At 65.5% G+C, this 11,873-nt stretch carries 14 protein-coding genes, 2 tRNA genes and 1 other RNA gene; 6 read left to right on the plus strand and 11 right to left on the minus strand.

Translation table 11 applies throughout. The features are described from left to right. Positions 1 to 110 precede the first annotated feature (110 nt). Positions 111 to 203, plus strand: a tRNA-Ser gene (locus RQH86_RS06120). A 75-nt stretch (positions 204 to 278) separates the two neighbouring features. Next, an RNA gene (ffs, locus tag RQH86_RS06125) (signal recognition particle sRNA small type) lies at positions 279 to 375 on the plus strand. A gap of 422 nt (positions 376 to 797) precedes the next feature. Here ffs and RQH86_RS06130 read toward each other — a convergent pair. The 6 genes from RQH86_RS06130 to RQH86_RS06155 all read right to left on the minus strand — a co-directional run bounded on the left by RQH86_RS06130 (position 798) and on the right by RQH86_RS06155 (position 4,916). Beyond that, entirely contained in the window at positions 798 to 1,241 is a 444-nt protein-coding gene (locus RQH86_RS06130) for a molybdenum cofactor biosynthesis protein MoaE (RefSeq protein ID WP_311239703.1), read from the minus strand. After that, positions 1,238 to 1,483: a MoaD/ThiS family protein gene (locus RQH86_RS06135; RefSeq protein WP_311239704.1), complete on the minus strand. Its 246-nt coding sequence runs from the start codon at positions 1,481 to 1,483 to the stop codon at positions 1,238 to 1,240. Before RQH86_RS06135 ends, RQH86_RS06130 begins: the two co-directional genes overlap by 4 nt. Beyond that, positions 1,480 to 1,977, minus strand: a complete 498-nt coding sequence (gene moaC, locus RQH86_RS06140; protein ID WP_311239705.1) for a cyclic pyranopterin monophosphate synthase MoaC — start codon at positions 1,975 to 1,977, stop codon at positions 1,480 to 1,482. The genes RQH86_RS06135 and moaC overlap by 4 nt, the downstream gene beginning before the upstream one ends. 406 nt (positions 1,978 to 2,383) lie before the next feature. Further along, positions 2,384 to 3,418 (minus strand): GTP 3',8-cyclase MoaA, encoded by a 1,035-nt coding sequence (gene moaA / locus RQH86_RS06145; protein WP_311239706.1) that lies wholly within the window; start codon positions 3,416 to 3,418, stop codon positions 2,384 to 2,386. Continuing rightward, entirely contained in the window at positions 3,418 to 4,167 is a 750-nt protein-coding gene (locus RQH86_RS06150) for an MBL fold metallo-hydrolase (protein ID WP_115558931.1), read from the minus strand. The genes moaA and RQH86_RS06150 overlap by 1 nt, the downstream gene beginning before the upstream one ends. Next, positions 4,167 to 4,916 carry a 3-deoxy-D-manno-octulosonic acid kinase gene (locus RQH86_RS06155; protein WP_115512369.1) on the minus strand — a complete coding sequence of 250 codons (750 nt, stop codon included), beginning with the start codon at positions 4,914 to 4,916 and terminating at the stop codon, positions 4,167 to 4,169. The genes RQH86_RS06150 and RQH86_RS06155 overlap by 1 nt, the downstream gene beginning before the upstream one ends. A 20-nt stretch (positions 4,917 to 4,936) precedes the next feature. Between RQH86_RS06155 and RQH86_RS06160 the strand changes: the two genes are divergently transcribed. Continuing rightward, on the plus strand, positions 4,937 to 5,986 hold the full coding sequence (locus RQH86_RS06160; protein ID WP_311239707.1) for a glycosyltransferase family 9 protein: 1,050 nt from the start codon (positions 4,937 to 4,939) through the stop codon (positions 5,984 to 5,986). Positions 5,987 to 6,202: 216 nt separating this feature from the next. Here RQH86_RS06160 and RQH86_RS06165 read toward each other — a convergent pair whose 3' ends face one another. After that, positions 6,203 to 6,607: a DUF6165 family protein gene (locus RQH86_RS06165; protein WP_055845950.1), complete on the minus strand. Its 405-nt coding sequence runs from the start codon at positions 6,605 to 6,607 to the stop codon at positions 6,203 to 6,205. A 256-nt stretch (positions 6,608 to 6,863) separates the two neighbouring features. Next, a tRNA-Ser gene (locus tag RQH86_RS06170) sits at positions 6,864 to 6,954 on the minus strand. Between the two features lie 196 nt (positions 6,955 to 7,150). Between RQH86_RS06170 and RQH86_RS06175 the strand changes: the two genes are divergently transcribed. Further along, entirely contained in the window at positions 7,151 to 7,855 is a 705-nt protein-coding gene (locus tag RQH86_RS06175) for a PP2C family serine/threonine-protein phosphatase (protein WP_055845953.1), read from the plus strand. 136 nt (positions 7,856 to 7,991) lie between these two features. Here RQH86_RS06175 and dnaQ read toward each other — a convergent pair whose 3' ends face one another. From dnaQ to RQH86_RS06190, 3 genes are read right to left on the minus strand one after another with little or no spacing between them, the layout of a single operon-like run. Further along, complete coding sequence (gene dnaQ / locus RQH86_RS06180) at positions 7,992 to 8,726, minus strand: DNA polymerase III subunit epsilon (RefSeq protein ID WP_115512371.1); 735 nt, start codon at positions 8,724 to 8,726, stop codon at positions 7,992 to 7,994. An 8-nt stretch (positions 8,727 to 8,734) separates the two neighbouring features. After that, positions 8,735 to 9,190, minus strand: coding sequence for a ribonuclease HI (rnhA, locus tag RQH86_RS06185; RefSeq protein WP_055845957.1), 456 nt, complete (start codon positions 9,188 to 9,190; stop codon positions 8,735 to 8,737). Positions 9,191 to 9,218: 28 nt separating this feature from the next. Beyond that, a complete protein-coding gene (locus RQH86_RS06190; protein WP_311239708.1) occupies positions 9,219 to 9,875 on the minus strand; it encodes a hypothetical protein in 657 nt (218 codons plus the stop codon). A gap of 12 nt (positions 9,876 to 9,887) precedes the next feature. Between RQH86_RS06190 and gloB the strand changes: the two genes are divergently transcribed. Both gloB and RQH86_RS06200 read left to right on the plus strand, forming a co-directional pair. Beyond that, positions 9,888 to 10,655 carry a hydroxyacylglutathione hydrolase gene (gloB, locus tag RQH86_RS06195; protein ID WP_311239709.1) on the plus strand — a complete coding sequence of 256 codons (768 nt, stop codon included), beginning with the start codon at positions 9,888 to 9,890 and terminating at the stop codon, positions 10,653 to 10,655. Beyond that, positions 10,652 to 11,839: a lytic transglycosylase domain-containing protein gene (locus tag RQH86_RS06200; protein ID WP_115527231.1), complete on the plus strand. Its 1,188-nt coding sequence runs from the start codon at positions 10,652 to 10,654 to the stop codon at positions 11,837 to 11,839. Before gloB ends, RQH86_RS06200 begins: the two co-directional genes overlap by 4 nt. The last annotated feature ends 34 nt before the right edge of the window (positions 11,840 to 11,873 follow it).

Raw genomic sequence — 11,873 nt, forward strand, 5'->3', positions numbered from 1 at the left:
ATATTGTGCCACGGCCCGTCTCACCGACTGCGCCGGAAAGATTCAGCTTGTGGTACGGGCCGGCGACCGCTAGAATTTGCGGCCCTGTTAGACCCCGGTCGTACAGGTACGGAGAGGTGTCCGAGTGGTTGAAGGAGCACGCCTGGAAAGTGTGTAAGCGTCTAAACCGCGCTTCGGGGGTTCGAATCCCCCTCTCTCCGCCAGTTTCATGATTTGCGCAATGACACCAACGTCGCAAATCGCAGGGCCATGCCAGTGGCCCACGTCTTATGGTGGCCCCGTCGGTCCCTCGCGACGCTAGATCGAAAATCCCGCCAGGGCCGGAAGGCAGCAACGGTATCGATTGATGCGGGCGCCGAGGTCAACCGGCGGGGACACCACCCTACTTGTCTGTGCACGCGCTGGATCGACCTGGTCGATGCCACAGGCGCATGCCGTTGCCTGCACTCAGCCGCATCCGTCACGGAGCGTGCTGTGCGCCACGCCACGCCACGCCCAAGATCTTCGCTTGCATTACTGACGCCCGTAACGACAGCGCCAGACATCTCCGCAACGGGAACACCATGCTCGACACGCATTGATCGATGCGGGCGCCGAGGTCAACCGTCGGAGCCTTTCCTAACCTTCCTGCATGCCTCAGCGCGCGGACCATTGCGGTGCGCGCTTCAGCGTAGCTGCGGCAGCGTCTTAGGCCACACCAGCTAACTTTTGGCGCGGCATGATCGAACACGATGGCGCCCGCCAAACCGGCAGCCCCAGCAGTTCATCGCGCCACCGCACACACGCGGTTGAGGACGTCACTGCGACTCAGGATGCAACCAGCCCGCGTCGCCTTCCAGGTAATGCTCGTGCTTCCAGATCGGCACGCGCGCCTTGACCTCGTCGATGATGTAGCGGCATGCGTCGAACGCGGCGCCGCGGTGCGCCGCACTGACGCCCACCCAGACCGCCATGTCGCCGATCTGCAGCTCGCCCACCCGATGCACACAGTGCGCATGCACGATGGGGAACTGGCGCGTCGCTTCGTCGAGCACGCGCTGACCTTCGGCCTGCGCCAGCGCGGCGTAGGCTTCGTAGCGCAACCCGGCAACGCCACGGCCTTCGTTGTGATTGCGCACCCAGCCTTCGAAACTGGCAAACGCACCGGCATGCGGATGCGCGGCACCGGAACGCAACTGCTCCACCGGCAATGGCAGATCGGAAAGCGCAAAGATGGACACGATGTCATCGCTCACGCTCAACCTCCCGACACTGGCGGAATAAACACCACTTCGCTGCCATCGCGCAGCGCATCGTCCCAGCGCGCGAAGGCGCCGTCGACGGCAACGCGCAACTGCGCAGGCGCCCAGCGCAGGCCGTGCCGCGCGTCGAGTTCGGCATACAGGCCACGCAGATCCGGCGCGCTGGATTGCACATGCTCATCGGCGATCCCGGCCGCTTCGCGCAGACTGGCGAAATACAACACCGTCACCGTTGCAGTCATTGCGCCACTCCGATATCGCGCTTGCCGCCGCGCTTGGACACCAATTTGGTCGGCCCGATCGTCATGCCGTGCGATAACGCCTTGCACATGTCGTAGACCGTCAGCGCCGCCACGCTGGCGCCGGTGAGCGCCTCCATCTCCACACCGGTGCGATGCACACAGCGCACGGTGCAGTGAATCTCCAGCACCTGCTCGCCTGCCCAGTCGATCTCGAAACGACAGCCATCGATCGGCAAGGGATGGCAGAACGGAATCAGCTCGTGCGTGCGTTTGACGGCCATGGTGCCGGCGATCACCGCCGTCTCGACGATGCCGCCCTTGGCGCTGCGCAGGCCGTTGGCGCGCAACTGCGCGGCGACGGACGCCGGAAACCGCACCCGGCTGATCGCCGTGGCGCTGCGTGCGGTGACCGCCTTGTCCGAGACATCCACCATCGTGGGCAGCCCGGCATCATCCAGGTGGGTCAGGCGCGTGGAACGGGACTTGGCAGGCATGGGAAACGACATGGTGATAGGCGATCAGGATGCGGCATTGTCGGTGAATGGGGTGCCTTGATGAAACAGCCGCCGTGATCATCCGGGCCCCTGCGCCATAACGAGCTGCGCAACGCATGCCGTTCGAGCCCACCGCTACCATCGACCGTGGGGCACCGCAGCTGCGCGAGATCCGGCGCCTGCAGCACGCACGCGAAGGCATCTGCGTGGCAACCGCCAACAGCGGCACTGGAACGCGGCGCGGCGATGACGTCGCGCCGCGTGCAGTGGCGCGCGGACGCGGCGGACTTCAGGAATTCAAAAATTCAGGATAGAACCGTGCTTCTAGCGCGTTCCTGTCGTCTCGTACCTATAGATCGAGCAAGCACGGCTCCAGCACGCACCTGCCGCAGAAGCGTGCGCTCACTCATCCGCCGATCAAAAACATCTCGACCGGCTTGCCGCGACGCGGCTCCGCTGATGCACGTACTTCACTGTAGCGGTCGCCACGCATGCTCCAGCGTTGACGCAAGTGTGTCGCCAACCCTTGCTCGCCGTCGGCCAACGCCGGCTTCAGATCGTGACCCTGGCTGGCGAACAGGCAGGTGTACAGATGCCCGTCGGCCGACACGCGCGCGCGTTGGCAGTCGCCGCAAAACGGCACGCTGACCGAACTGACAAATCCCACCTCGCCCGCGCCGTCGACAAACGCGTGGCGTTGCGCGACTTCGCCGGTGTAATTGGCGTCCAGTGCCATCAACGGCCAGCGTGCGTGAATGCGCGCGTGCAACTGCGCAGAGCTCACCACCGCATCCGGCGTCCAGCCGTTGCAACTGCCCACGTCCATGAATTCGATGAAGCGCAACACATGCCCGGTGCCGCGGAAGTGCTCCACCAGCGGCAGCACCTGATCTTCGTTGACGCCACGCTGGACCACGCAATTGATCTTCAACCGTTTGAAGCCGGCCTGTTCGGCGGCGGCAATGCCGGCCAGTACCTGCGCGATGTCGCCACGGTCGCCGCTCATGCGCTTGAACAGCGCCGGCTCGAGCGCGTCCATGCTCACCGTGATACGGCGCAACCCAGCCTGGCGCAGCGCGTTGGCCTGGCGCGCGAGCAAGGTGCCATTGGTGGTCAGCGCCAGATCCTCGATGCCGTCGATGGCAGTGAGTCGCGCAATCAAGATCGGCAAATCGCGACGCAGCAACGGCTCGCCACCGGTCAGGCGCACCTTGGTGACACCCACCGACACGAACGCCCGCACCAGCGTTTCCAGCTGATCGAAGCTCAACCGCTGTTGCGCATCGAAGCCGTAATCGTCGGGCACGCGGTCGGCCGGCATGCAATAACCGCAGCGGAAATTGCAGGCTTCGATCACCGACAGGCGCAGATCGCGCAGCGGGCGACCGTAGCGGTCCTGCATCGGGGCACCGGTCAGGGTCGGCAGCGACAAGGCGCCCATCAGCGCACCGTTTCGGCGGTCGGGTCCGCCAGCGTCAGGTGTTGCCCAGGCACGGCGACGCGATGGCCGCGTGCACGCAGCACGTCGCCGTCGGCGTCGCTGGCGTAGTGGTACAGCAGCATGCGGCTCAACAGGTCCTGCGGGTATTCCCGCTCCAGATCATCCACGCCAGTATGCGACGGGTTGCCGTGAACACCGCAGTCATGCGCGATGAGCTCGTTGTCGTCCGCATAACGCTTCAGCATTTCCGGGATCGGCCGGGTGTCGCCGGTCCACACCAGCGCCCCTTTCAGACGCAGTCCATAGGCCGTCTCCGGCCAGTGGTGGCGCACCGGGAACACCTCCAGCCGCACCCCGTCGTGCCAGAAGGCATCGCCGACCGGCACCAGCTGGAACGCATCCCAGAAGTTCGCCCCGCCCTCAGCCAGCACGTTGGGGTAGTCGGCGATGCGCCGCTGCAGCAGCGGCACTACCGGCGCCGGCACATACAGGCGCGTGCGCCCGCGTCGCTCGGAGAAATAGCTGTCGACGAAGACTCGCTCCAGCCCGCCAACATGGTCCAGATGCACATGGGTGATGAAAATGGCCTGAGGCAGGTGGCCGTAATGCGCTTGATAGGCGGTCAACCCCTCGCTGCCGCAATCGATGGTCAGCCACGGCGCGCCAGCACGCTCGAGCGTGGCCATCGGCGAACCAAGCGCCACTGCCGACGCATTGCCGACCCCCTGCACGCGCAACGCCCACTGCATCAGTAGCCCCGGCCCCAGGCCAGCTCGTAAGCGCGATGCAGCCGCTCGTAATCCTTGTCGACCTCTTCGCGGCTGCGATTGCCGCGCAGCTTCAACAGCGAGCGATGCAGCCGCTTGAGGTTGCGCTCGCGCCAGCGCGTGGCCGGAATGCGCAGCACGCCACGGTCGAAATCGATCAGCCAACCATGCCCGCCGGCATCGAACAGGATGTTGTGCGCATTGAGATCGGCGTGATCCAGGCCGGCGCGATGGAAACGCGCAATCAACTGCCCGGTCGCTTCCCACGGCGCGCCACGCCCAGCCACCTGTGCATGGTCGGCCAGCGAGCGCACGTCTTCCAGCCGCTCCATCAACAGTGCCGCGCGATAGCCCAGGCCTTCGCGCAGATAGCAGGCCGCCAGTGGACGTGGCACTGGCAGCTTGCGTGTGATCAGTTCGCGCATCAGCCGGAACTCGGCAAAACTGCGTGTGCGCCCCGCGCCTTTCCACACATACCGGTCGCGGCTGACGCGCGCGACCATGCCGCCGCGCAGATACTGCCGCAACACACTGCGGCCGAACGGCGCATCCACAAACCAGGCACCGCCGCGCCCACCTTCGTCGACCGGCCGCGCCCTGTCGCCCCAGTGTTGCGGCGAAAACAGCTCGGCGTCGGCTTGCCGCAGCCGTTCGCGGTCGAACAGAATGGCGCCATAGCCGCGGCCCTCGCGGTACGGCGTCAGCGCTTCGGTGGCGTCGAAAGAAACCATCTATCGAGTCTAACAACACCATGGCTGTAACGCCTGCATCGCTGTGTTTGCTGCGCTTGTCCGCCCTGGGCGACGTGACCCATGTGGTGCCGCTGGTGCGCACGCTGCAGGCGGGTTTCCCGCAGAAGCAGCTGCATTGGATCATCGACAATGCCGGCCTGAAGCTGCTCGACGGCCTGCCCGGCGTGCACTTCCATGCCTACGACAAACGCAGCGGCGTGGCCGGCATGCGCGCGCTGCGCCAGGCACTGGCACCGCTGGGACGCTTTGACGCCTTGTTGCAGATGCAGGTGGCGTTGCGCGCCAATGTGCTGTCGGCATTCGTGCCGGCGCGCCGCCGCATCGGCTACGACCGCAGCCGCTCCAAGGATCTGCACGGCCTGTTCGTCAACGAACGCATTGCCGACCGCCCCGGCATCCACGTGCTCGACGCCATCGGCAGCTTCGCCGAGCCGCTGGGCCTGCGCCAGACCCAGGTGCGCTGGGACCTGCCGGTGCCCGACGCTGCGCACGCCTGGGCGAACGCGCAATGGGACGACGATGGCCGCCCGGTACTGATGATTTCCCCGTGCTCCAGTCACGTGCGGCGCAACTGGTATCCCGACCGCCACGCCGCGCTTGCCGACCATGCGGCGGCGCAGGGCTGGCGCGTGGTGCTGTGCGGCGGCCGCAGCGAACTGGAACGCAGCACCGCCGATGCCATCGTGGCGACTGCGCATGCCCCGGTGCTGGATCTGGTCGGCAAAGACACCCTCAAGCAGCTGCCTGCGCTGCTCGCCCGCGCCAACCTCGTGGTCACGCCGGATTCGGGACCAATGCATATCGCCAACGCGATGGGCAGCAAGGTGCTGGGGTTGCACGCGGCCAGCAATCCACGACGCAGCGGCCCGTATTCGGACGTGCGCTATTGCGTGGACCGTTACGACACGGCGGCGCGCAAGTTTCTGCACAAGCCGGCCGATCAGCTCAGCTGGGGCACCAAGATCGAGTTCGACGATGTGATGACGCTGATTACCGTCGACGACGCGATTGCTGCGTTCGAGCGCTATCGGGCAGATCATCTACGCTAACGGCCGGCGACTGGATCTATCCAAATGATGGCCGGATCCGTCTGGCGAATGACGCGTCGCGCCGTTCTTCGTCCGCGCAAAGACTGAGTGACTTGGCAGCAAACCCTCAGGCCGATGCAACCTGCATTGCGCAAGCCGTCTATCGCGATGAAAGACGGCCCTCGCATCCGTGCGCCGACTGGTACTGGTACTGGCGCACTCGGCCCATCACTCCGCTCAGGCGCCAGTCGCGCGATAGTCCTGGTAGGACTTCTCTTCCACGTACGAAGACCCCAGCGCCAGGTTGATGTCCTTCTTGATCCGCGCGCGCTCGTCGTTTTCGATGTAGACGCTGCGCGCCAGCTGCACGAAGCTGTCGTCGAAGGTTTGCGCCTGCTCCTTGAGCCGGATGTCGTCTTCGATCACCCACAGCCGCTCGTTGACGGCCTTGAGCTCGGCACGCAGCCGCACGATGTCGTGGCCGGCAGCCGGATGCGCCATCCAGCTGGTTTCCAGCGCAGACAACTCGTTACGCACATTGGCCAGCTTGGCCGCATCGCGCATGCGCTCGGACTTGATCTGCAGGATCGCGATCTTGTCGAGCAGCTCACCAAAGGACACGGGCACCAGGATCTCGGACATGACAAGCCTCCAACGGGGATCGAACGGATTGTAGTCATCGCAACGACAACCGACTGCGACACATAAACAAAAGCCCCCTTGCGGGGGCTGATGCGAATCTGGCGAAGAGGGAAGATTCACTCGGCACTACGTGCCTTCGCCCTGCGGGCGGCTTCGCCGTGCAGACAGCGATGCTGTCTGTCGAATCCGGGGCTTTTCACCCCCCAATGACGCCGGCAAAACTCACGCGGCACTGGCACACCTTGTCGCCTCAATCTGGCGGAGAGGGGGGGATTCGAACCCCCGAGGCGCTATAAACGCCTGCCTGATTTCGAGTCAGGTACATTCAACCGCTCTGCCACCTCTCCAGATGGTCCCCAGTGTCCTGGGGCCGTGCATCATACGGGCACACGCGCCAGGCCACAAGCGGCCTGGGCCAGCGCCGGGCGGCCCGGCCGCCGGCCCGGCGTGAACCGGCACTGCGACTGGCGCGATCGCCGTGTTGCTGCCGGCCGGTCGGGCCGCGATGATGGGCACGCATCTTCTCCCTGGCGACCCGGCCCCATGCTCGAATTCGGACACCTCACCCACGTCGGCCTGCGCCGTGACCTCAACGAGGACACCTATTACGGCGATAGCGAACTGGGGCTGTGGCTGGTGGCCGACGGCATGGGGGGGCACGCCTGCGGCGAGGTGGCCAGCGCGCTGGCACGCGAAACCATCGTGCGCGAAGTCCGCGCCGGCACCCCGCTCGCGCAGGCGGTGCGCATCGCCGACGAAGAGATCATCAAGACCTCGCGCCGCTGCAACGACACCTTGCCGATGGGCACCACCGTGGTCGCGGCACGCGTGCTGGGCCAGCGTTTCGAAGTGGCCTGGGTCGGCGACAGCCGTGCGTATCTGTGGCGCGACGGGCGGCTGGCGCAACTGAGCCAGGACCATAGTTACGTGCAGGAACTCATCGCCCAAGGCACGCTCACCAGCGAGCAAGCGCGCGCGCATCCGCATCGCAACGTGGTCACCCAGGCACTGGGCGTCACCGACCCGGCGCACCTCAACGTCGCCACCATGCAGGGCGAGCTCAAATCCGGTATGCAGCTGTTGCTGTGCAGCGACGGGCTGACCGAAGAAGTGGACGATGCGACGATTGCGGCGACCCTGTCGCAGGCCGATTGCAGCGCACAGGAATGCGTGGAATGCCTGGTCGCCGCGGCACTGGATGGCGGCGGCTCGGATAACATCACCGCGATCCTGGTGCGCAGCTACTGAGCAAGGCTGCGCAGCGTCGATGTCGGATGTCAGCCTTCGAGTCCGCCGCAGACCTGCTGGCGCCCTGACCAAGCGCGGCACATGCCGTCGATGGCATGTGCTGCAAGCAACGGGCGGCAGCGCCGCCACCGCCGACCTAGCCGGCGACTGCACTCTCTTCGACAGGCGCATCCCACAGCGCGCGGCCGGCCTTCTTTCGCAACTGCGCCAACCGCGCCTCGTGGGCCTGCGATTCCGACGCGGTCACCACCACGCGCGGGCGCGGCAGCAGCAACGCGGGATCGAACGCGATCATGCCGTTGCCCTCATTGCTGTTCTGGCCGGCATCGGCGCTGGCAAAGCCGATCTCTTCCTGACCCGACGTCAGCGCGATATACACATCGGCCAGGATCTGCGCATCGAGCAAGGCCCCGTGCAACTGGCGATGCGCGTTGTCCACGCCCAAGCGTTTGCACAGGGCATCGAGCGAATTGCGCTGCCCCGGGTAACGCTCGCGCGCCATCATCAAGGTATCGACCACGGTGGCGCGGTCGATGATGCGGCCGTAGCCATTGCCCAGCAGCGACAGTTCGTTATCTAGAAAACCCAGATCGAACGCAGCGTTGTGGATGATCAATTCCGCGCCGTCGATATAGGCGAGGAATTCCTCGACCACATCGCCGAATAACGGTTTGTCGGCCAGAAATTCCAGGGTCAGCCCGGTGACTTCCTGCGCACCCGGCTCGAAATCGCAATCCGGCTTCAGATAGCGATGAAAATTGTGGCCGCTCGGGCGCCGCTCCAGCAGCTCTACCGCACCGATTTCGACAACGCGGTTGCCTTTGCGCCATTCCAGGCCGGTGGTTTCTGTATCGAGAATGATCTGACGCATGAATCCTCTTACGCAGTTGCAGCGCCGCCGCGCTGGGCGATGGTGGCCTGATGACGGGCAAGCACGTCGACGCGCTCGTTGTCCGGGTCGCCATTGTGGCCTTTCACCCAGCGCCAATCGATGGTGTGGCGCTGGGTGGCCGCGTGCAGCCGCTCCCACAGTTCGCGATTCTTGACCGGGTCGCCGCCAGCGGTTTTCCAGCCGCGTCGCACCCAGCCGGACATCCACTCGGTGATGCCCTGGCGCACGTACTGCGAATCGGTATGCAGCACGATCTGGCACGGCTCGGTGAGCGTTTCCAGCGCCATGATCGCGGCCATCAATTCCATGCGGTTGTTGGTGGACAGCGTTTCACCGCCAGCCAATTCCTTTTCGCGGCCGTTGTAACGCAGCAGGGCCGCCCAACCGCCCGGCCCCGGATTGCCGAGGCACGAGCCATCGGTATGCACTTCAATTGATTTCATCAGCTTCCAGAGTTGTCGCGTACTAAGGTCAGATCGTAGCCACCGGTTGCGGCCAGCGCGTTGGCCGCGCAATCGGTGTCGGCGCAATCGGTGCGGAGGCGCGTTTTTCCACTTCGAGTAAATACACCGCGCGCCATGGGGCACGGCCAGGATCGGAGGAACCGCGCCCGGTCCGCCAGATCGGCCCGAGGTAGCGCTCGGTTTCCACGCACTGCAAGCCGGCCTGCTGCGCCAGCGATCGCCAGCGATCCGGGCGCAATGCCACCGGGCCGCGGCGCGCCCAATGAAACCGGTACGGGCTCAGCGGATTGAGCGTGAACAACCACAGCCGCCCGCCTGGCATCAACAGCCGCTCGCATTCGGCCAGAAACTCCGCCGCACCGCCAACCACCGCATGCTGCACCACGATGGCCTGCAGGCTTTCGGTGGGCAACGGAAACGGCATCGCGCACCGGGCATCGCCGGCAAAGCGTCCGGCACTGCGAAACAGGCGCAGCCCGCGGCCATCGAGCAACTCGCGTGGCGGCAACTCCTTGGTCGGCGCCACCCACAACCAGGGCTGGGATGGCCGCGTCTGCAGCGCCTCCAACGCCAGGCGGCGCTCGGACTGGAGCAGGCTGCGCCCCGCATCCGTATCAAACCAGGATGAGACGCCAGCTTGACGGGAGAATGGGGCGGCAGGCATGGTCCCAATTCTATGCGACTGACCGCCCTGCCCGCATTCGACGATAACTACATCTGGGCACTGGTCGCCGCAGAGGGCCGTGCCGTCATTGTCGACCCGGGCCAGGCCGAGCCGGTGATCGCCGCCGCCGCGCGCGAAGGCTGGACGCCCAGCGCGGTGCTGCTCACCCATCATCATGCCGACCATATCGGCGGCGTGGCAGCGCTGCAGCAGCGTTGGCCCGAGCTTGAACTGTTCGGCCCGGACGACGAGCGCATCCCCGCAGACGCCCGCCGCGTCGGCCAGGGCGAGCGCTTGCGACTGCTGGACACCCGCTTCGATGTGCTGGAGGTGCCCGGCCACACCCGCAGCCACATCGCCTTTGTGACAGACCGCCACCTGTTTAGTGGTGATACCCTGTTCAGCCTAGGCTGTGGGCGGATGTTCGAAGGTACCGCTCCTCAGATGTTCGACTCGTTGCAGCGCCTGGCCTCTCTGCCCGGCGAAACGCTTGTGTGCTGCGGCCACGAATACACCCTGGCCAACGCGGCCTTTGCGCTGCACGTCGATCCCACCAACGCTGCCTTGCAGCGCCGTCAACAGGAAGCCCAGGCCATGCGTCAAGCAGCCCGTCCTACCCTGCCGATTTCGCTCAAGAGTGAACTGGCCACCAATCCGTTCTTACGTACCAGCCGTTCCGAAATTCGCGCCGCAGTCGCACCGCGCGCAGCCGGCGCACTTTCCTCTGACGTAGATGTTTTCGCCGAACTTCGGCGCTGGAAAGACGAATTTCGCGCATGAGGCGCCTGGTTCTGGCAGTGTTGGCCGCCTGCGCGGCCATCGCACCGGCAGCCGCCTCGTCCAACGACGCAAGCCGCCTTACATCCGTCGACAGCACCGCTGTCGCGTCCAACGCTCCCAGCATGCGCAATGGACGTGAGATCTTTTCGTCGTTCCTGGAAGGCCGTGCCGACCCGGGCTGCGACAGCGAACACAGCGATACCCGCTGGGAACAGCATTTCTCGCGCGCTCCGGCCCGCCTAGCCGATGACGCGCAGGATGTCCTGCCGCTGTTCGGGTATGTGGTCGACGAACTGCGTGCTGCCGACATGCCGACCGAATTTGCGCTGATTCCGTTTGTCGAGAGCGGCTATCGCCCTGGCGCGCGCAACGGCAGCGGCCCGGCTGGCCTTTGGCAGTTCATCGCCACCACCGCGCGCAACCACCACGTGCCGGTCGGCGCGCAGTACGACGGCCGCCTGTCGGCAGTGGATTCCACCACCGCAGCGGTGCGTTATCTCAAAACGCTGTACGGCATGTTCGGCGGCGACTGGCGCCTGGCGCTGATGGCCTACAACGCCGGCGAGTACCGCGTCCTGCAGGCAATGCGCAGTGCCGGCATGAACGCGCAGAACGCGCGTCCGTCTGAGCTACCGGGCATGTCCAAGGTCACTTACGACTATGTCGAAAAGCTGCATGCACTGGCCTGCGTGCTCGATCATGCGCAGCAACAGGGCACGCTGCTGACATCGCTGGATCGCCCAGTCCCGGTACTGACCGAACATGCACTTCCGGCCGGCACCAGCCTCAATACGTGGGCCGGGCAGCGTGCGATCGAGCCGCAACTGTTAGCGCGCCTGAATCCTGCAGTGGCAGGCGCCCGCGCGGCACCCAAGGGTGTCCACGTGTTGGCCCCTGTCGCGGCGGCCCAACCTGGTTCCAGCGGTGCAGTGGTCGCGCTCACCTCCGTGAACATGGACGCCGACACGGCTGGCCGTTCAACAGCGGTCGCCACCATCACACCTACCAAGGCATCCCGCTCTTCGCCCGCCCGCACCACTCACACCGTACGCAACGGCGAGTCTGCATGGGCCATCGCACGGCGCTACGGCATCACGGTCGCCACCCTGCTCGCCAGCAACGGCCTGGACAAGCAGGCCGTGTTGAAGCCGGGCATGGTGCTGTCGTTCAACGACACTCCCTGAGCAAGCCGCTTGATCAGCCGCGCCAGCGGCTGCT

The sequence above is a fragment of the Xanthomonas sp. WCS2018Noco2-27 genome (assembly GCF_031843525.1).
In the GTDB taxonomy this organism is placed as follows: Bacteria; Pseudomonadota; Gammaproteobacteria; order Xanthomonadales; family Xanthomonadaceae; genus Xanthomonas.

Excerpts from the sequence above, each read along its gene's own strand:
- RQH86_RS06135 (WP_311239704.1), bottom strand. The coding sequence starts at position 1,483 with ATGACTGCAACGGTGACGGTGTTGTATTTCGCCAGTCTGCGCGAAGCG.
- RQH86_RS06165 (WP_055845950.1), bottom strand. The coding sequence starts at position 6,607 with ATGTCCGAGATCCTGGTGCCCGTGTCCTTTGGTGAGCTGCTCGACAAG.
- RQH86_RS06155 (WP_115512369.1), bottom strand. The coding sequence starts at position 4,916 with ATGGTTTCTTTCGACGCCACCGAAGCGCTGACGCCGTACCGCGAGGGC.
- RQH86_RS06175 (WP_055845953.1), top strand. The coding sequence starts at position 7,151 with ATGCTCGAATTCGGACACCTCACCCACGTCGGCCTGCGCCGTGACCTC.
- dnaQ (WP_115512371.1), bottom strand. The coding sequence starts at position 8,726 with ATGCGTCAGATCATTCTCGATACAGAAACCACCGGCCTGGAATGGCGC.
- RQH86_RS06200 (WP_115527231.1), top strand. The coding sequence starts at position 10,652 with ATGAGGCGCCTGGTTCTGGCAGTGTTGGCCGCCTGCGCGGCCATCGCA.
- moaC (WP_311239705.1), bottom strand. The coding sequence starts at position 1,977 with ATGCCTGCCAAGTCCCGTTCCACGCGCCTGACCCACCTGGATGATGCC.
- RQH86_RS06190 (WP_311239708.1), bottom strand. The coding sequence starts at position 9,875 with ATGCCTGCCGCCCCATTCTCCCGTCAAGCTGGCGTCTCATCCTGGTTT.
- RQH86_RS06150 (WP_115558931.1), bottom strand. The coding sequence starts at position 4,167 with ATGCAGTGGGCGTTGCGCGTGCAGGGGGTCGGCAATGCGTCGGCAGTG.
- RQH86_RS06160 (WP_311239707.1), top strand. The coding sequence starts at position 4,937 with ATGGCTGTAACGCCTGCATCGCTGTGTTTGCTGCGCTTGTCCGCCCTG.
- moaA (WP_311239706.1), bottom strand. The coding sequence starts at position 3,418 with ATGGGCGCCTTGTCGCTGCCGACCCTGACCGGTGCCCCGATGCAGGAC.
- gloB (WP_311239709.1), top strand. The coding sequence starts at position 9,888 with ATGCGACTGACCGCCCTGCCCGCATTCGACGATAACTACATCTGGGCA.
- rnhA (WP_055845957.1), bottom strand. The coding sequence starts at position 9,190 with ATGAAATCAATTGAAGTGCATACCGATGGCTCGTGCCTCGGCAATCCG.